Source organism: Amycolatopsis sp. DG1A-15b, assembly GCF_030285645.1.
GTDB lineage: Bacteria > Actinomycetota > Actinomycetes > Mycobacteriales > Pseudonocardiaceae > Amycolatopsis.
In genome coordinates, this window is the sequence record NZ_CP127296.1 from 5,178,133 (window position 1) to 5,194,951 (window position 16,819).

The following is a 16,819-nucleotide window of genomic DNA, read 5'->3' on the forward strand; positions in this document are numbered from 1 at the left end:
CCCGGCTGGTCGAACTCGGCCACGGGCGGCCGACAACCTCTCCGACGTCGCTCCCGCGAAATGACCGTCGTCATCCGGACGAAGTGGGCGACGACCACCACTGCTGTTCCGACAAAGGAAAGACATGCGCTTCAGCCCCTCAACCGTGCTGTCCCGGATCATCGAGAGCACGCTCGTCCTGCTGGGCGTCCCCATCTTCTTGTCGGACGACCTCAGATGGATCGCGTTGTGGGACTTCATCGCCGTCGTCTACCTCGCGATCCGCGTCGTCCGCCTCAGTCGCGGCAAGCGGGCGGGCGACGACCGGGGAGCATGGGTCAAGACCGCGCCAGGCCGCCGCAGCGGCACCCTGTTCACCCTGTTCACCAGCTTCATCGGGATCATGTCCGGCCTGACCATCGTGCTCACCGAGGAAGGCACCCAAGCGGCGCAGCTCGGCAAGGTCGCGGGTGTGCCCGCCGTGCTGCTGGCGTGGGCGATCCTGCACTTCGGCTACGCCGACCGCTACGCGCAGGCCTACTACGGCGCCCTGCCCGAGAAGCTGTTGGTGTTCCCCGGCACCGAGCACCCGACGTTCATCGACTTCGCGTACTTCTCGTTCACCGTCGGCACCACGTTCGCAGTCTCCGACGTCGAGTCACGCACCTCCGGGATCCGGCTGCGGATCCTCGCGCACGGCGTGCTCTCGTTCATCTACAACACCGCGATGCTCGGCATCGCCATCGGCGTGATCGGCGGCTGATCATCCGAGTGGCCACACGGTCACCGACCGACGCCCAACAGCATCCTGCGGTCGCAGGCGGCAGGGATCGGGGTGCACCACTACCTGATCGCCCGCCCGGTCGGTGAACCCCCTCGAAGCTTATGAGCTGCGAGATCTTCCGGGCTCCGTCCTCGAAGTGGACTCGGCCGCTGGGTCGGTTGACGCCAGGAACCAGATCACATCTGCGGTCGCTGACTCGCGACAACACGCTCAAGCTGCGAGTCGTGCGACTCCGAACATCCGCTCATGCCGCGGGGCGGTCGACAGTAGAGGGCAGATGCACGCACATGCCGATGTGGAGACGAGTGCGGCGCGGATAGGTACGGCGTCAGCAACCGGTGTGAAGGAAGTCCGGTGGGTGTTGGGGTATCCGCAGTCCTATCCGGTGGAGATAGTCGGTCACGGTCTGCTCGCTTGCCGTGTGTGCCATTAGGCCGATGTAGCCGTCGGGCCGGATGACCACGACCGTCCCGTCGTGTGCTGAGTAGGCGCTGCGTAGGTGACCCGTCCGGTCGACCAGCCGGTCGTCGCCGGTGGTCCCGTGTTTGTCTGCCGAGGCGACGGTGTGGACGTGGATGCGCCGGCCGAGGGCACCGAGGTCGAGGTTCGGGGCGGGGCCGAAGGCCAGGATGGTGAGGTGGGGGCCGCGGAGTACGTCGTACAGCCGGGCTGCTCGCCCATTGATCTCGACGGGTGCGTCGGGGGCGGCGTCACCAGCACGGACCGGGCCGTGGCGGCCGGTTCGGTGCAGTGTCAGCGGGCTGGCGGGATAGGTGGGATGGTCGTTGCGGGTGGCGCGTTGCTGGTGGGCGAAGAGGCGCTTGAGGATGAGGCGCAGCAGCGGCCGCAACACACGGGGCGGGACGCGCGTGGAGAACCGGCGGTCGCTGTCGGCCAGGATCGCCCGGCCGACCGGAAGCCGTTCGGTTTCGTAGCTGTCCAGCAGTGTGTCGTCGGCTGCTCCGTGCAGGACCAGTGCGAGTTTCCAGCCGAGGTTGTAGGCGTCCTGGATGCCCGTGTTCATGCCGTGGCCGCCGAACGGGCTGTGCACGTGGGCGGCGTCGCCGGCCAGCAGCACTCGCCCGGCTCGGTAGGTGTCGACCATCCGGAGGTTGTAGCGCCAGACCGAGAGCCAGCTCGGATCCGTCAGGTGGATGTCGTGCGGCCCGGTCCGGGTGGCCACGGCGTGCCGGAGGTTCTCCAGCGAGGGCTGTGGCCAGTGGCCGTCGGCGTCGGGTTCCAGTGAGGCGACCACTTGCCAGGTGTCCGAATGCGGGATGGGCCGGGCGGCGAGGAGGTGACCATCGGTGGTCATCCACAGGTGGACGCCGTTCTCGCGGTTCAGCCCGGTCAGGGCTACGTCGGCGAGCAGCGCCCGGGTGTCCTCGGCGGTGACGCCGGAGAAGGGCAGGGCGAGTACGGAGCGAACCCTGCTGCGGCCGCCGTCGGCGCCGACGAGGTAGCGGGCCCGGACGGTTTCGGTGCGCGTGCCGTCCTCGACGACCACGGACACACCCTCGTCGTCGGCCGCGAAGTCGGCGACGCGGCGGCCGAACTCCACGGTGCCGCCGAGTTCGGCGAGCCGGTCGCGCAAGAGAGACTCGGTTCGCCACTGCGGCAGTGCTACCGGGTTCGGATACGGCCGGGACGGTTCCGCTGCCGAGGGCGGGACGTGAAGGTCGAACAGCAGGTCGGTGCCGAGATGGAACCGGATCCGTGACTCCAGGTGCGCCGTGGCCAGGACACGGTCGATGATGCCGAGGTCGTCGAACGCCTCCAGGCTGCGGGGTTTGAGCGTGACTCCCCGCGACCCCCGCGCGGGTTCGGTGGACCGCTCGAGGACACGGCAGGCGACACCGCGCCGGGCCAGATCGCAGGCCAAGGTCAGGCCGGTCGGGCCGGCTCCGGCGATCACCACGTCGACATCGTTCATGTCTCTCCCCAGATCACTTGACTGACACCTACAATAGGACCTGTCCATTTGTAGGTGTCAAGTGAGGAGCGCCGGTGTCGTTGCGCTACGCCCTGCTCGGGCTGCTGGAAGACGGTCCCGCCAGCGGCTACGACCTGACCATTCGCTTCGAACGCTCCCTGCAGCGGTACGCCTGGACCGCGCGCCAAAGCCACGTCTATCCCGAGCTCAAACGACTGGCCGAGGACGGGCTGGTCACCGTCGCCGACGAGGGGGCCAGAGGGCGGCGCAGCTACGCGATCACCGACATCGGGCGGCAGGAGCTGCACACGTGGCTGCTGTCTCCGCCGAAGGCCCGGGCCATCCGCGACGAGCACGCGCTCCGGATGTGCCTGCTGTCCTGCTTGGACATCCCGGAAGCACGACAGCAGGTACTGGGACACCTCGACGAGGCCGACCAGGTGGTGGCCGAACTCAGATCACTCGCCGACGCCGCCGACGCCGCCCCGCACCCACGAGGTCGACTGCGAATGGGACGGCTGGCCCTCGAGTACGGGATCTTTCAGTACCAGGCACAGCAACAATGGGCTCGCTGGGCACTCGAGCAGCTGGACGAGACCCAGGACACTGCCGGATCCTGAGACTCCAAGCGGCCGCCGCTGGAACTCTGGTTTCTGCTCATCCGCTCATCGAGTCGTGGTCGGTGACGACGATCATCCGCGTTCCGGGCGGGCACCATCGGCAAGTCAAATCGAACCATCATGCCGCACGGAAGCCCGCTCCGCTCCCAAACACACTCTCAGAACAAGCCCGCGCAGACCGGCCGGCGACGATCTCTCATCAATTAACGTGGAGCAAACCTGGAGCACAGCCACGATGCCAACCGCATCCACCTGCACAGGACCGCGCTCAACAACAGCCAACTGCACCACGCGACCAGCAGATTCTCCATCGCCGCAGGTCAGGGTCATGATCGACTCTCACTGGCAGTGAGGGCGTCAGAATCGGTACCACGTGGTGGGTTTAGGTGGGCTGTCCAGGCGATCAGCATGGGAAGGATCTCGGCGTGGGTCCGCACTGCGGTGGTGTCCTACTCGCGGCCGCGCCGTACCTCGGAGGTCCATAGTGGCCAGCCGCTTCGGCAGCCGTACCGTGCTCGACAGGCCCAGATCGCCGGAGACCGCGTCGGCCGTAGTGGTCACCGTGAAGCGGGTGCGTGCGAGACGGCCGGCGTCGGTGAGGCGATGGCTGCGGGATGCGGCGATGGCGGTGGCGGGCAAGTAGGGAACTTCTCCTAAGTGCGGGAAGCCGGATGCGCCGTGCCTCCCCGTGGTGCCGGGCTGCTCGGCGGGCAAGCCGGGTCAGCCTGATCATCAACCCCGGCGCTCAAGCCGGTCCTCACCGTCAGCGGTGACCTCAGCGCAGGCGGCCACCAGCGCCAGCCAGGCCTCGGCCTCGGTACGGTCGTCGTGGAGGGGCAGGACGCGGTCGACCTGCAGCAGCTCAATCGGGCGGGTCACCGCCCGTCGGGTGGTGATGATCGCGCAGGGGATGCCGCGGGCGTGGGCGTTGGTGACGGCTTCGAGCAGCGCTGACAGCCCGCCGGCGGAGCAGAAGCCGACCGCGTCGAGGTCGACGATCAGCGCGAGGGGTCGCGACTTCAGCGCGTCGTCCAGCTGTCCCAGCAGGTGCGGCGTGGTGACCAGGTCGAGATCACCGGTGACTCTCACGGTCGAAGCGTCCGCCATGGTGGTCACGGTGATGTTCATGCGCGCGCAGTGACCCGGGTCGATGTGGCGGCGGTGCCGGCCATGGGTGACCTCTCGTCGGTGCGGGACGCCTGCTTCGCCGTGCCACCCGCGCGCTGCCGGTCCGCCGGTGGGCAGGCCGGACCCGGTTCGGGGGCGGCTGGTGGTCTCCACCGCTGGGTCGTGCCCCCTCGGGTACACGGCTTGCTGCTCCACTACCACCACGTCTCACGCGCGGGCGGAGGATGTCGTGGAGCTGGGTGGTGGTCAGCCCGGACCGGTGTCGTCGCGCAGGGCCGACACCGGGCGCCCGCCTCTCACTCTCAGCCGACGAGGCGCGGCCTGGCAAGTGCGACCTTCTCCAGGCCTGGCCGATCACTCTCCAGCTTGCGCTGCTCGTCGCGGTCGTCCTGACCGGCACCGCCGCGGTGGCCCGCCACCCTCGGGATCGGCGGCCGGCCGGGGCTTATCGCGCTCAGTCTCATCGAGCGCCGGAGACAGGTGAACGGCTCGTCGCACTGCGTCGTCGCGGGACGCTTTCCGGTGTACGCCCGGAGGAGTAGCTGTTCGAGGGCGGCTCCGAGGCGGTGCGGATGTCGTGATCCGCACCGCCTCGGAAACCACCCGCGCGACGCGTTAGTCGAGATCGTCCTGGATCCAGTCCAAGACGGAGGCATGCGCCGGACGCCAGCCGAGTCCGGCGGAGGCGCGGCCTCGGATCCGGCTGTTGGAGGCGAGAACGTACAAGGTGAGTTCTTCTCCCCAGTGGGCCACGGCATCGTCGGTGTCCCACGCCTCGGCGGGACCGAGGCCGAACTTCCGGGCGATCGCGGCCGCGATGTCGCGGAACGACGCTTCGCCGTTTTCGACGAAGTAGAACGATCCGGCCGGAGCGTCGGTGAGCGCACGGAGGTAGAGGTCGGTCAGGTCGTCGATGTGCACGGTCGACCAGATGTTGCGGCCCTCCCCGACATACCGGGCGACCCCGCTTTCGCGGGCCTGCCTGGCGAGGACGGGGACTTGCAGGCTGTCGCGGGACATGCCCCGGCCGTGCCCGTAGATGAGGGAGTTGCACAGCACCACCGAGCGCACCTCGCGGCTCGCCGCGTCCAGGACGAACCGGTCGAGTGCGACACGGGCGACCTTCTTTTCGATGGGTCTCCAGCCAGAGCCGGGGGCGATGACCTCCTCGGTGTACACCTCGTCGGCGACGGCACCGCGCGAGTCGGTGCTGACGACGGTGGACCCGCTCGTGTGCACCAGCGGACGACCGGTGCCGGCCAGCCCTTCGACGAGCGCCTCGACGGCTCCCCGGTGATCACTGCTGGCGGCGTTGACCACGGCGTCGGCCTCGCGGGCGCGCGCGGTGAGCAGTGCGGCGTCGTCGAGCGTGCCGATGACGGGGTTGATGCCGCGCCGCTCCAGCTCGCGAGCCTTGTCCTCGCTACGGACGAGACCGTCGACCCGATGTCCTGAGCGCAGGAGCAGATCGGCGACCGAACCCCCGATGTAGCCGGTGGTCCCGGTGATGAAGACGCGCATGTGATGTTCCGATCCGGTAGGCGCGTTCGCGCGTATGGCTGTGGTGAGGCGGGAGAAGGGAGGCCGTCAGTCCAGCGGCCAGGGCCGGGCGGTGGCGCCGAGCCGGTTCCAGGCGTTGATCACGGTGATGGTCCAGATCAGCTCGGCGAGCTCGACCTCGGTGAACTCGGCGGCCGCCCGGCCGAACACCTCGTCGGTGACGGGGCCGTCGACGAGCCGGGTCGCCGCCTCGGTCAGCTCGAGTGCCGCCCGTTCACGGTCGGTGAAGAACGGCGTCTCGCGCCACACCGGCAGCGCGTAGAGCCGCTGCTCGGTCTCACCACCGGTACGCGCGTCCTTGGTGTGCATGTCGACGCAGTAGGCGCAGCCGTTGAGCTGGGAAGCGCGCGCTCGCACCAGTTCCAGCAGCGCGGGCTCCAGGCTGACCTTGCGGGAGGCCGCGTCGAGCGAGTTGAGCGCGCGGTTGATGTGCGGTGCCAGCTTGTCGACGGGGAGTCGTACGGCGTTCATGGTTCTCTCTTTCGTTGGGGTGTCAGCGGTTCGCGGGAGTCGACGGCCGGTCGATGATGGTGACCTCGCCGTCGCGGAGGGTGCGGTACGGAACTCCTTCGCGGTCGTAGCGCTCGACGACGCGCTCGATGGGCTCGCTCTCGGGGATCGGAGAGCGGTAGTGGGGGACGAAGGCGTAGTCCAAGAGACCGAGCCCTTCCCAGATCGCCGGCAGGTCGTAGGCGGTGACGGTGTCCGCGGGGTCGTCGACGAGTTCGAGGCCGCGGAGGCTGGGCGACAGGACGCAGGCGCCCGCGCTCCAGCCCGCGTAGACGACGGCGTCGCGCCGGAGCAGGCCGGGCAGGATCCCGTCGGCGCCGCTGAGGGCCATCGCCAGCCGCAGGACGAACGGGTTGCCGCCGTGGACCCAGATGACCCCGAAGCCGGACAAGCGCTCCGCGAGTCCTTTCGAAGCACCGAAATGGTCACGTAAGTCCACTTCGGACACTGAGTAGCCACGGTCGCGAAGCAGTGCAACCTCGCGGCCGGTGGCCTGCCGTCTCGCCGGACCCGGGAGGGCGTCCAGCGCGTTGCCGATGACGGCCGCGGTCCGGACGTCGCCGGCGAGGTCGTCCAGAAGTTCGGGGGCGTCCCCGAGTTTCCAGGAGGAAAGGAACAAACGCATGGGCCTGCTCTCGTGAGAAGGGGAAGGGTCAGGCGAAGACGGTGAGGACGATCTTTCCGGCGGCATGGCCCGCTTCGCCGATTTCGGGGGCCTTGGCCGCCTGTGCCAACGACAAGCCAGTGTCGATGCGGACCCGCAGTCGCCCGGCTTCGGTGATCATGAAGACGGAACGGAGTCCGAGAGACCGGGCCTCGGCGGGTGAGGCCGGTAGTCCAGGATCATCGTTCCGGAGCTGAAGGCCGCCGTCGTCGCGAGACGCCACGAGGTCGAATCGATGCCCGCGCGGAACAGGCGTTTGCCGCATCCGACGATCACGGGATGCAGCCAGAGTTTCAGTTCGTCGAGAAGGCCGAGCTCGATCAGGGAGTTCACCAGGACTCCGCTGGCGTAGATGAGGATGTCGCCGGCGTAGCGCGCCTTGAGCTCGAGGATCTCGGCGGCCAGATCGCCTCGCACGACGGTGGTGTTGTTCCACTCGGCGGTTTCCAGGGTGGTCGACACGACGTACTTGGGGAGAGTGTTCATCCGGACGGCGAAGTCGCCGTCGGACTCCTCCATGTGCGGCCAGGCGGCGGCCATGCCCTCGTAGGTGACGCGGCCCAGCAGCAGTGCGTCACTGGAGAACAACTGACCGTAGGCGAACTTGGCGTGCTCGGCGCTGAAATACGGCCCGGTCCAGGTCGGCTTCTCCATCACCCCGTCCAGCGACAGGTAGACGAGCGAAACGATCTTGCCCACAGAGAGTCCTTGAGTGAGAGTCGGTGACACCGAGTGATGTTGTCTCATTCAGTCTTTCGGGGGCCTGATCCGCCAACAAGGTGACATAGTGCAACAGTCATTAAGGTGGGTTTAACGTCCGGAGGCGCATGTGCTGGAGCGGCTTGAACTGGAAGCGTTCCTGACCGTCGGCGAGGAGTTGCACTTCGGCCGCACTGCCGACCGCCTGCACGTGACCACCGCGCGGATCAGCCAGACGATCAAGAAGCTCGAACGCCAGATCGGGACGCCGCTGTTCGAACGCACCAGCCGCCATGTCGCCTTCACCGAAGCGGGGCAACGGTTGTACGACGATCTGCGCCCCGCCTACGACCTGATCGAGGCCGGGCTCCGGAGGGCGACCGACGCCGCGCGTGGTGTCCACGGTGTGCTGCGGGTCGGTTTCCTCGGCGCCGCGGCGGGACAGCTCATGGTCCAGGGGGCCCAACTGTTCGACCGGCGTCACCCCGGCTGGCGGGCCCAGCCGAGGGAAGTGCAGATCGTCGACGGCCTTCAGCGGCTGCGCGCGGGCGATACCGACCTGCTGGTCGTGAGCCTGCCGCACGACGAACCCGACATGGTCACCGGCGAGGTCCTGTTCTCGGAGCCGCGGGTGCTGGGGGTGTCCGTCCGGCATCCGCTCGCCCGCCGCGACACCGTTTCGCTGGAAGACCTCGCCGCGGTCAAAATGCTGCAAGTGGCTGAAGCGTTCCCGGCTTACTGGCGCGCGGATCGCACGCCGGACCACACGCCCGGCGGCGACCCGATCGAACCGGGCCCGCGCTTCGAAACACTCCAGGAAGCCCTGGCATTGATCGGCGCAGGGGAAGGCGCTTTCGTGATGGGCGCGCAGGTGTCGCGGTTCTACGCGCGGCCCGGCGTCGTGTATCTCCCGATCAGCGACGCGCCACCCCTGGAATGGGCGCCGACCTGGCTGCGCACCAACACCGCACCCCAGATCCACGCCTTCAACCAGGCCGCCCAGGACGTTGCCGCCCGGGTCTATCTCGCCATCCGCCACTGACGGGCCGCCGTGCTCATGCTGCGGGCTGAACGGTCTTCTTGAGGCGTTTGCCGAGGAGGACGAACAACAGGATCAGCCCGACCGTGAGCAGGATGTGGCCGAGCCCGGCGATCAAGGAGACGGCCATAGGCACGGAGAGGCCGAGAACCGTCTGAGTGCCGTGGACGAACATCATGGCGACCGAGACGGCGATGCCCGCGTTGTAGAACCAGAAGAAAAGGGTGAACAGCCTGGTCCCGGAAAGCTGGAACAGCTTGTCGAGCGCCAGGACGATGAGGAAGCCCAGCATGCCCAGCGCGAGCAGGTGCGTGTGGATGAGCGCGAGCTGGGTTGGCCCGTCGAACTCGTTGAGCTTGGTGAACTCCCGGTAGTACAAGCCGGAAACCACTCCGAGGATCATGTAGATGTGTGCCGCGTAATAGGATTTGGACATTACTTTGCTCTTTCCGGGAAAGGGTGACGGGAATTGACTCCGAACGCGGCGGCCGACGATCCGTCGTGGGCCGGCACGGTGATCATGTCGCCGAGCGGCGTGCAGGCGATGAACAGGCCCCCACCGTGGCCAGGACGGTGTTGACGTTCCTGAGGGTCACGGTCGCCTCTTCTCTCTAAAACGTTACGTAACGTTATGACCCGGCAGAACGTAACAGAACGTTTTGTAGTTGGGTAGAGTGATCGCGGTGAGCACCCCACCCACCGGCCGGACCGCACGCTCCCGGGACGAGATCCTGCAAGCCGCCGTCGACCTCTGCGCCGAGCGCGGCTACGCCGCGGTGACCATGGAGGCGGTCGCCACGCGGGCGAAGGTGGGCAAACCGACGGTCTACCGCTGGTGGCCGTCGAAGGGGGCGCTGTTCCTGGACGCCCTGATGGACCGGCTGGGCGAGCGGTTCTTCCTCTATCCCGACACCGGTGACATCGACGCCGACCTGCGCACCTGGCTGCACACCCTCGCCGAGGTCTTCGCCGACGAACGGCACGGCCAGATCATCTCGGGCGTGATCGGCTCGGCCCAGCTCGACACGGAACTCGCCGCCATGATCCAGGGCAAGGTCCACACCGCGCTGGCCGCGATCAACCGGGCCCGGCTCGTCAAGGCCCAGGAAGCCGGGCAGCTGGCCGCCGGCGACCCCGCGCTCTACGACGACATGCTGGTCGCCCCGCTCTGGTACCGGCTGCTGGTGACCGGCGAGCCGATCACCAGCGACTACACCGACACCATCGTGAACACCCTGATCTCCCCGGCTCCAGGGCAAGCCCCCGCGGCCGAGGAACGGTAAGTGGGGTCAGTCCGCGTTCAGCAGGACCGGCAGCGTGCGATGTCCGCTCGAGAGGAAGGAATCGAGGTACCCCAAGGCATCCGGTGAGGTCGCGACCGTTCGATGCTCAACGCTGTCACGCGTTCGATGACTTCTGTGAACGCACTCCATGCCGCGATGAGGTCGCCCGGCGAGGTGTAAAACGGCAACGGATCATGCCAGGCTGACGGACCTGCACGCTTGACGTTCGCACGGCGTCGCTGAAGGACATGATGGGCACCACCGATGCAGCCGGCCAGCGACGGTCTCTCACCAATCAAGGTGGAGCAAACCTGGAGCACAGCCACCCGCCCAACCGCACAGGACCGCGCTCCACGGCAGTCTGTCAGGCGTGCCCAACCTATGAGCAGCGATCGACGCGGGGCCGACACAGTGCGCACCGGAGGCGCTACTGCACCGCGAAGCCGCGCCCACGAAGCCCTGCCGACGGCCATTAAAGCCAGCAGACAGCGTCACCCGGATAGCAGCGGCAGCCAGGCAGGCCGACGCTTGGACGATCGTCAAATCGACACTAAACCGCCCCGACCCAAGACGCAAAGAAGGCCCAGGTCAATGACCTGGGCCTCTGCTCCCCCGCTTGGACTCGAACCAAGAACCCTCCGGTTAACAGCCGAATGCTCTGCCAGTTGAGCTACAGGGGAATGTGGCTCACTTCCGGTGCCGGTCTCTCCGACCGACAAGAAGAACTTTAGCCCATGCCCGTACCGCCTCTGACACCACCCCCCACTTGGCGCAACCGCCCCCGCGGGGGCGGTTTTCCTGGACAATGGACAGTCGGACGACCTAACGACGGAAGGCGTGGACGCGGATGAAGAAGTTCCTGCTGGGGGCAGGCCTGGGGTACGTACTGGGCGCCAAGGCAGGGCGGGGGCGGTACGAGCAGCTCGTGCGCACCTACCGCCGGGTCGTCGACCACCCGATGGTCCAGGGCGCCGCCGGTGTTGCGCGGGCCAAGATCGGGGAGAAGCTCAAGCGCTGACGCGGGCCACGAAGAACACGCGGCGGAACTCGAACCACGTCGTGCCGTCGGCGCGGGGCGGGTAGGCCGCGTCCAGGCGGGGGGCCAATGCGGCGCGGAACCGCTGCCACTCCGCGTCGGTCAGGGCCGCGCGGATCGGGCGCAGCGCCGTGCCCGTGATCCACTCCAGCACCGGCGAAGGGCCGCGCAACGGCTGGACGTACGTCGTCTCCCAGGCGTCGACGTCGCAGCCCGTGTCGGCCAGGAGGTTCGCGTACTCCAGCGGGGTCGACACCGCGTCGTCCTCGCGCAGCACCACCTCGGCCAAGCGGGACGCCCAGGCCGGGTCCGCCGCCAGTTCGCGCGTCAGCACGTGTGACGGCGCGTTGAAGTTGCCCGGCACTTGCACTGCCAGGTAGGCGCCCGAAGGCAGCGAGGCAGCCCATCGGCGGAGCAGCGCAGCGTGGTCCGGCACCCACTGCAGGACGGCGTTCGACACCACGACGTCGGTGTCCGGCGCCGGCGTCCAGTCGCGGACGTCCAGCAACGCCGCGTCGAGGCCGCGCGCGCGGGCCGCGGTCACCATTTCGGGTGAACTGTCGCCGCACTCCAAGGTCGCCGAGGGCCAGCGGTCCCGCAGCGACACGGTCAGGTTGCCCGGGCCGCAGCCCAGGTCGACGACGCGCCGCGGTGCCGAAGCGCCGATGCGCGAGATCAAGTCGTAGAACGGCCGCGCCCGCAGGTCGGCGTAGTCGAGGTACTTGCCCGGGTCCCACACGGTCGCCTCCCGAAAAACAGTACGCCTGTACTGAGTACGAGCGTACTGCTACTCGGCCGGGTTGACCAGCTTCGCGGCGGCCTGCTCGGCGATGGCCTCGACCAGGGCGACGTCGGTGCCGGGGTCCGGCCGGACCTGCAGCACGGTGCCGTCGCGGCCGGGCACCTTGCGCTGGACGAACCACGCTCCCCCGGACCCGATCTCCTGCCGGTGCCGCGAGCGGATCGAGCCCTCGACGCGCTGGTAGGCCTCGCGCGGCACCTTGCCCGGCGACGGCAGCCGGAAGCGCACCGGCGGGAGGTCGGCCAGCAGGACCGCCTCACCCGCCGTGCCCACCTCGGACGACTCCGTCAGCGTGAAGACGCCGTCCGCCCAGGCCGCTTTGCCGATGAGGTGCCAGCCGACGCGGCGGGCGCCGTCCTCGGCGGGGATCCACAGGCCCAGGGCCGTCACCACCAGGTGGCCGCCGCCCTCGACCGGGGCGCTGTCCACGACGTCTTCGCCCGGCGCGAGCGAACCGGCGAAGTCCGCGGGCGTGCGGTCGCCGAGCAACCGGCGCAAGAGATTCATCTCAGCCCCACGCGCCGGCGGCCGCCTGCTCGCCCAGCGACTTCTTGTACTGCTCCAGCGCGACGAGGTCGCCGAACAGCGCGCGGTAGTCGTCCGGCGCTTCGACCGGCGACAGCCGCTGCAGCTTCCCCTTGATCTCCGCGATCTGCCGTCCGACGAGGCCCTCCTGCAGCCGCGCGAGGATCGACGAGATGTACCGGGAGTCGACTTCGTCCTTGGCCTGCAACGGTTCCACGGCCAGCTCGGACAGCACCCGCCGGACCGTCCCTTCCGGACAGTGCGGAGCCGCCGCGTCCAGCAGCGCCGGGCCGGTCAGGCCCGAACCCGCGCCGCCGGCCTTCAACACCGCCTCGTGCACCGCGACGTACACCGGGTGCGTGAACGCCTCCAGCGGCAAGGCGTCGTACTCCGGCCCGGCGATCGCGGGCTGCTGCAGTGCGGCCTTCAGCGCCTCGCGCTGCACGGCGAACCGCGGGTCCTTCGGGGCCGGACGCGCGACGTCCTGAGCCGCCGGAGCCGCGGGAGCGCCGACGCGCGCGGGCTGGCGCAGGGGCGCTCCGCCACGCTTGTCCGTCGCGCCCGCACTGCCGCGGACGCGGTTGACCACCTGCGCGACGTCCTGCCAGCCCACCCACCAGGCGAGCTTCGACGCGTAGCCGTCGCGGGCCGCACGGTCCTTGATCGACGCCACCATCGGCACGGTCTTCTGCAGGGCCGCGACCTGCCCGTCGACCGAGTCGAGGTCGTAGTTCTTCAGCGTGCTGCGGATGACGAACTCGAACAGCGGCGTCCGCCGCGCGACCAGGTCCTTCACCGCGCTGTCGCCCTTGGCCAGGCGCAGCTCGCAGGGGTCCATGCCGTCCGGCGCCACCGCGATGTACGTCTGGCCGGCGAACGTCTGGTCGCCTTCGAACGCCTTGAGCGCCGCCTTCTGGCCTGCTTCGTCGCCGTCGAAGGTGAAGATGACTTCGCCGCGGAAGGCGTCGTCGTCCATCATCAGCCGGCGCAGCACCTTCATGTGATCTTCGCCGAACGCCGTGCCCGACGACGCCACCGCCGTCGGCACGCCGGACGCGTGCATCGCCATGACGTCGGTGTAGCCCTCGACCACGACCACCTGGTGCCGCTTCGCGATCTCGCGCTTGGCCAGGTCGAGGCCGAACATGACCTGGGACTTCTTGTAGATCGGCGACTCGGCGGTGTTGAGGTACTTCGCCGAGATCCGGTCGTCGTCGAACAGCCGCCGCGCGCCGAAGCCGACGACGTCGTTGCCGACGTCGCGGATCGGCCAGACCAGCCGCCGGTGGAAGCGGTCCATCGGGCCGCGCTGGCCTTCCTTGGACAGCCCCGCCGTGAGCAGTTCCTTGACCTCGAAGCCGCGGTTGAGCAGGAACTTCGTCAGCTTGTCCCAGCCGCCGGGTGCGTACCCGCAGCCGAACGTCTTCGCCATGGCGGCGTCGAACCCGCGCTCGGACAGGAAGTCCCGCGCCGGGCGCGCCTCGTCGGTGACCAGCTGCTCGGCGTAGAACTCCTGGGCCAGGCGGTGGGCTTCGACCAGCCGGGTGCGGCTGCCGCGGTCCCGCTGGATCGTCGCGCCGCCGCCCTCGTAGGTGAGCCGGATGCCGACCCGGTCGGCCAGCCGCTCGACGGCCTCCACGAACGTGATCAGGTCGATCTTCTGGACGAACTTGATCACGTCGCCGCCCTCGCCACAGCCGAAGCAGTGGAAGGTGCCGTGCGCCGGGCGGACGTTGAAGGACGGGGTCTTCTCGTTGTGGAACGGGCAGAGCCCCTTCAGGCTGCCCCCACCGGCGCGGCGCAGGGCCACGTACTCCCCGACGACCTCGTCGATCCGGTTCCGCTCGCGCACCTCCGCGATGTCGCTCTCCCGAATCCGTCCTGCCACGTCATCCACTCTAGTCTTGCCACTTGCGGCACACTCGGGGCATGGCCTCCACGCCCACCGCCCAGGACACCCTCGCCACGGAGTTCGCCGCGCACCGCAGTCACCTCATCGGGGTGGCCTACCGGCTGACCGGCACGCGCGCCGACGCCGAGGACGCGGTCCAGGAGTCGTGGCTGCGGCTGGCCGGCCTGGACGACGCCGGCCGCGCGGCGATCCGCGACCTGCGGGGCTGGCTGACCACGGTCGTCGGCCGGATCTGCCTCGACCGGCTCAAGTCGGCCGCGGCGCAGCGGGAGCGCTACGTCGGCAACTGGCTGCCGGAGCCGGTCGTCACGCCGTTCGGGCGGCCGGTGAGCGAGGACCCCCTGGACGTCGCGGTCCGTGACGACGGCCTGCGGATGGCCGCGCTCGTCGTCCTCGACAAGCTGACGCCGGAGCAGCGCGTCGCGTTCGTGCTGCACGACGCTTTTTCGGTGCCGTTCGCGGAGATCGCGGACGCCCTCGGCGTCTCGGTCGACGCCGCGCGCCAGTACGCCTCCCGCGGCCGCAAGGCCCTCGCCGACGCCGACCCGGCGCCGCGCGTCCCGCTGGACGACCAGGCGAAGATCCTCGAGAAGTTCGTCATCGCCCTGCAGGCCGGCGACATCCAGGCGATCACCGAGCTGCTCGCCCCGGACGTCGTGCTCATCGGCGACTCGAACGGCAGGGGCCGGACCACGCGCCAGCTCATCGTCGGCGCGGACAAGATCGCCCGGTTCTTCGTGGGCCTCACGAGCAAGTACCCGCCCGGCGTGCTCACCGGCGGCACGCCGGTGCTCGTCAACGGCGATCTGGGCGTGTACCTGGCGCCGCAGCCCGGCCAGGACGGCTTCTTCGCCCTCGACGAACACGTCCAGGCGATGACCGTCCGCGACGGGAAGATCGTGGCGATCTACGACGTCGTGAACCCGGACAAGCTGGCCCGGATCACGCGTCCCGGCGCTTGACCTGCACGATCCCGGCGGCCAGCAGCACGAGCGCGAAGACACCGAAGTAGGCCAGCGCCCAGCCCGGGCTCAGCGGCGAGTCGGACAGGACCGCGGCGTTGCCGCCGTCCCGGCCCGCGTTGGCCTCCCCGCTCCCGCTGAGGAACTTCGTGACGGCGTTCAACGGCAGCCACTGGTGGATGGCCCGGCCCGCCCGCGGGATCAGCTGGACGACGTTCTCCGCCATGAGCGGGTAGACGACGAGCACGGCCACGGCGCCGGCCGTGTACCGCACGAGCAGGCCGACGCCGACCCCGCAGACGGCGGCCAGCGCGAACACCGGTCCGGTGCCGGCGACGATCCGCCAGTCCGCGGCGCTGTCCAGGGCGAGGTCGGCCTCCGGCGCGAGGACCCGGGCCACCAGCCAGGCCGTGAACGCGGCGGCTTCGCCGAGCAGGAAGGCGTACCCGGCGACGAGCGCGGCCTTGGCCAGCAGCACCGGGCTCCGGCGCGGCACGGCCTGGAAGGTGCCGTGGATCGTGCCGGAGTGGTACTCGCCGGTCACCGCGAGCGCGGCCAGCACCAGCACGGCGACCAGGGCGAGCTGGGAGCCGAACTGGGTGCTCGCGACCGTGGGCGGCAGGCGGGACTCGCCGGCGCTGAGCGCGGTGATCGCGGCCGGGAAGGCCAGTGCGACCAGGGTGAAGACACCGCACACCCAGGGGGTGGCGATGCTGAAGAGCTTGATCCGTTCACTGGCGACGAGGTGCATGCCGGAACGGTCCCGCGGCGGACCCCGGTGGCGCGTCCCACCGGGTCGGGTTCCCGGCCTCCTACGGGAGCGGGACCCGGCACGCGTCGCCGGAGGTGAAGCCCTGGTCGACGATGCCGAGCGCGCTGTTCATCCGGGCCCGGGAGTTCTCCAGCGCGATCTGGTACGTCAGCTCGAGGACGCCGTCGCGGCCGAACTCGCGCTCCAGCTCGGCGACCTGGTCGTCGGTCACCGTCACCCGGTCCGACGACATCGCGTCGGCGTAGGCGAGCGCCAGCCGCTCCTGGTGGCTGAAGGCGGGCGAGGTCGCGTAGTCGTCGATCTTCGTGAGCCGCTCGATGTCGAGGCCGTCGTGCTTCTGCAGCATGGTGCCGAAGTCGACGCACCAGGAGCAGCCGATCCGCGTCGCGACCCGGTAGACGGCGAGCTCCCGCACGTTCGCCGGGATCTTCTTCGCCGCCCGCTCGGCCAGCAGCTCGTGCACCACGGACGTCCGCAGCAGGGCGGGGTGGTGCGCGACGACGGCCATCGGCTCGGGCACCGCGCCGAAGCGGCGGCCGGCGATCCGGTAGACGAGCTTGAGGAAGAGCCCGGCTTCGGACGTCTTCTTGGCGGGGATGCGCGGCATTTCG

Annotated in this window: 19 protein-coding genes and 1 tRNA gene; 6 read left to right on the forward strand and 14 right to left on the reverse strand. The window is 69.2% G+C overall.

Annotated elements, in window-relative coordinates; all coding sequences use genetic code 11:
• Positions 1-124: 124 nt before the first annotated feature.
• A complete protein-coding gene (locus QRY02_RS23585; RefSeq protein ID WP_285993697.1) occupies positions 125-742 on the forward strand; it encodes a DUF1345 domain-containing protein in 618 nt (205 codons plus the stop codon).
• A 349-nt stretch (positions 743-1,091) separates the two neighbouring features.
• Here QRY02_RS23585 and QRY02_RS23590 read toward each other — a convergent pair whose 3' ends face one another.
• Positions 1,092-2,744, reverse strand: a complete 1,653-nt coding sequence (locus tag QRY02_RS23590; protein ID WP_285993698.1) for an FAD-dependent monooxygenase — start codon at positions 2,742-2,744, stop codon at positions 1,092-1,094.
• A 26-nt stretch (positions 2,745-2,770) separates the two neighbouring features.
• Here QRY02_RS23590 and QRY02_RS23595 point away from each other — a divergent pair, with 26 nt between their 5' ends.
• The gene (locus tag QRY02_RS23595; RefSeq protein ID WP_285993699.1) at positions 2,771-3,316 is read left to right on the forward strand and encodes a PadR family transcriptional regulator; all 546 of its coding nucleotides are present in this window, start codon (positions 2,771-2,773) and stop codon (positions 3,314-3,316) included.
• 732 nt (positions 3,317-4,048) lie between these two features.
• Here the strand turns inward: QRY02_RS23595 and QRY02_RS23600 are convergent.
• From QRY02_RS23600 to QRY02_RS23625, 6 genes are all read right to left on the reverse strand, one after another.
• Positions 4,049-4,444, reverse strand: coding sequence for an STAS domain-containing protein (locus tag QRY02_RS23600; RefSeq protein ID WP_285993700.1), 396 nt, complete (start codon positions 4,442-4,444; stop codon positions 4,049-4,051).
• Positions 4,445-5,059: 615 nt separating this feature from the next.
• Complete coding sequence (locus QRY02_RS23605) at positions 5,060-5,965, reverse strand: NAD-dependent epimerase/dehydratase family protein (RefSeq protein ID WP_285993701.1); 906 nt, start codon at positions 5,963-5,965, stop codon at positions 5,060-5,062.
• 66 nt (positions 5,966-6,031) lie between these two features.
• Complete coding sequence (locus QRY02_RS23610) at positions 6,032-6,475, reverse strand: carboxymuconolactone decarboxylase family protein (protein WP_285993702.1); 444 nt, start codon at positions 6,473-6,475, stop codon at positions 6,032-6,034.
• Between the two features lie 22 nt (positions 6,476-6,497).
• Positions 6,498-7,139, reverse strand: coding sequence for a Type 1 glutamine amidotransferase-like domain-containing protein (locus QRY02_RS23615; protein WP_285993703.1), 642 nt, complete (start codon positions 7,137-7,139; stop codon positions 6,498-6,500).
• Positions 7,140-7,167: 28 nt separating this feature from the next.
• On the reverse strand, positions 7,168-7,299 hold the full coding sequence (locus tag QRY02_RS23620; RefSeq protein ID WP_285993704.1) for a zinc-binding dehydrogenase: 132 nt from the start codon (positions 7,297-7,299) through the stop codon (positions 7,168-7,170).
• Positions 7,296-7,877, reverse strand: coding sequence for a dihydrofolate reductase family protein (locus tag QRY02_RS23625; RefSeq protein WP_285993705.1), 582 nt, complete (start codon positions 7,875-7,877; stop codon positions 7,296-7,298). The genes QRY02_RS23620 and QRY02_RS23625 overlap by 4 nt, the downstream gene beginning before the upstream one ends.
• Before the next feature lie 130 nt (positions 7,878-8,007).
• Here QRY02_RS23625 and QRY02_RS23630 point away from each other — a divergent pair, with 130 nt between their 5' ends.
• Positions 8,008-8,919 carry a LysR family transcriptional regulator gene (locus QRY02_RS23630; protein WP_285993706.1) on the forward strand — a complete coding sequence of 304 codons (912 nt, stop codon included), beginning with the start codon at positions 8,008-8,010 and terminating at the stop codon, positions 8,917-8,919.
• Positions 8,920-8,932: 13 nt separating this feature from the next.
• Here the strand turns inward: QRY02_RS23630 and QRY02_RS23635 are convergent, their stop codons facing one another.
• Positions 8,933-9,352, reverse strand: coding sequence for a DUF2871 domain-containing protein (locus tag QRY02_RS23635; protein WP_285993707.1), 420 nt, complete (start codon positions 9,350-9,352; stop codon positions 8,933-8,935).
• 247 nt (positions 9,353-9,599) lie between these two features.
• On the opposite strand from QRY02_RS23635, the gene QRY02_RS23640 reads away from it, so the two are divergent.
• Positions 9,600-10,199 (forward strand): TetR/AcrR family transcriptional regulator, encoded by a 600-nt coding sequence (locus tag QRY02_RS23640; protein ID WP_285993708.1) that lies wholly within the window; start codon positions 9,600-9,602, stop codon positions 10,197-10,199.
• Between the two features lie 607 nt (positions 10,200-10,806).
• On the opposite strand, the gene QRY02_RS23645 is transcribed toward QRY02_RS23640, so the two are convergent.
• Positions 10,807-10,879, reverse strand: a tRNA-Asn gene (locus QRY02_RS23645).
• Between the two features lie 167 nt (positions 10,880-11,046).
• Between QRY02_RS23645 and QRY02_RS23650 the strand changes: the two genes are divergently transcribed.
• Complete coding sequence (locus QRY02_RS23650; protein ID WP_003097798.1) at positions 11,047-11,217, forward strand: hypothetical protein; 171 nt, start codon at positions 11,047-11,049, stop codon at positions 11,215-11,217.
• Here QRY02_RS23650 and QRY02_RS23655 read toward each other — a convergent pair.
• The 3 genes from QRY02_RS23655 to dnaG are packed head-to-tail and all read right to left on the reverse strand — an operon-like array spanning position 11,207 to position 14,450.
• A complete protein-coding gene (locus tag QRY02_RS23655) occupies positions 11,207-11,974 on the reverse strand; it encodes a trans-aconitate 2-methyltransferase (protein WP_285993709.1) in 768 nt (255 codons plus the stop codon). The two genes, QRY02_RS23650 and QRY02_RS23655, sit on opposite strands and share 11 nt — an antisense overlap.
• Before the next feature lie 48 nt (positions 11,975-12,022).
• Positions 12,023-12,544 (reverse strand): hypothetical protein, encoded by a 522-nt coding sequence (locus QRY02_RS23660; RefSeq protein WP_285993710.1) that lies wholly within the window; start codon positions 12,542-12,544, stop codon positions 12,023-12,025.
• Position 12,545: 1 nt separating this feature from the next.
• Positions 12,546-14,450 (reverse strand): DNA primase, encoded by a 1,905-nt coding sequence (gene dnaG / locus QRY02_RS23665; protein ID WP_502874238.1) that lies wholly within the window; start codon positions 14,448-14,450, stop codon positions 12,546-12,548.
• Between the two features lie 41 nt (positions 14,451-14,491).
• On the opposite strand from dnaG, the gene QRY02_RS23670 reads away from it, so the two are divergent.
• Positions 14,492-15,436, forward strand: coding sequence for a sigma-70 family RNA polymerase sigma factor (locus QRY02_RS23670; protein WP_285993712.1), 945 nt, complete (start codon positions 14,492-14,494; stop codon positions 15,434-15,436).
• On the opposite strand, the gene QRY02_RS23675 is transcribed toward QRY02_RS23670, so the two are convergent.
• The gene (locus QRY02_RS23675) at positions 15,417-16,187 is read right to left on the reverse strand and encodes a hypothetical protein (RefSeq protein WP_285993713.1); all 771 of its coding nucleotides are present in this window, start codon (positions 16,185-16,187) and stop codon (positions 15,417-15,419) included. The genes QRY02_RS23670 and QRY02_RS23675 overlap by 20 nt on opposite strands.
• A gap of 61 nt (positions 16,188-16,248) precedes the next feature.
• A complete protein-coding gene (locus QRY02_RS23680) occupies positions 16,249-16,815 on the reverse strand; it encodes a carboxymuconolactone decarboxylase family protein (RefSeq protein ID WP_285993714.1) in 567 nt (188 codons plus the stop codon).
• Positions 16,816-16,819 lie beyond the last annotated feature (4 nt).

What these genes read in the sequence shown, in the direction of transcription:
- QRY02_RS23585 (WP_285993697.1), top strand. Translation starts at nt 125, where the DNA reads ATGCGCTTCAGCCCCTCAACCGTGCTGTCCCGGATCATCGAGAGCACG.
- QRY02_RS23680 (WP_285993714.1), bottom strand. Translation starts at nt 16,815, where the DNA reads ATGCCGCGCATCCCCGCCAAGAAGACGTCCGAAGCCGGGCTCTTCCTC.
- QRY02_RS23590 (WP_285993698.1), bottom strand. Translation starts at nt 2,744, where the DNA reads ATGGACAGGTCCTATTGTAGGTGTCAGTCAAGTGATCTGGGGAGAGAC.
- QRY02_RS23615 (WP_285993703.1), bottom strand. Translation starts at nt 7,139, where the DNA reads ATGCGTTTGTTCCTTTCCTCCTGGAAACTCGGGGACGCCCCCGAACTT.
- QRY02_RS23610 (WP_285993702.1), bottom strand. Translation starts at nt 6,475, where the DNA reads ATGAACGCCGTACGACTCCCCGTCGACAAGCTGGCACCGCACATCAAC.
- QRY02_RS23635 (WP_285993707.1), bottom strand. Translation starts at nt 9,352, where the DNA reads ATGTCCAAATCCTATTACGCGGCACACATCTACATGATCCTCGGAGTG.
- QRY02_RS23660 (WP_285993710.1), bottom strand. Translation starts at nt 12,544, where the DNA reads ATGAATCTCTTGCGCCGGTTGCTCGGCGACCGCACGCCCGCGGACTTC.
- QRY02_RS23675 (WP_285993713.1), bottom strand. Translation starts at nt 16,187, where the DNA reads ATGCACCTCGTCGCCAGTGAACGGATCAAGCTCTTCAGCATCGCCACC.
- QRY02_RS23650 (WP_003097798.1), top strand. Translation starts at nt 11,047, where the DNA reads ATGAAGAAGTTCCTGCTGGGGGCAGGCCTGGGGTACGTACTGGGCGCC.
- QRY02_RS23600 (WP_285993700.1), bottom strand. Translation starts at nt 4,444, where the DNA reads ATGAACATCACCGTGACCACCATGGCGGACGCTTCGACCGTGAGAGTC.
- QRY02_RS23670 (WP_285993712.1), top strand. Translation starts at nt 14,492, where the DNA reads ATGGCCTCCACGCCCACCGCCCAGGACACCCTCGCCACGGAGTTCGCC.
- QRY02_RS23605 (WP_285993701.1), bottom strand. Translation starts at nt 5,965, where the DNA reads ATGCGCGTCTTCATCACCGGGACCACCGGCTACATCGGGGGTTCGGTC.
- QRY02_RS23620 (WP_285993704.1), bottom strand. Translation starts at nt 7,299, where the DNA reads ATGATCACCGAAGCCGGGCGACTGCGGGTCCGCATCGACACTGGCTTG.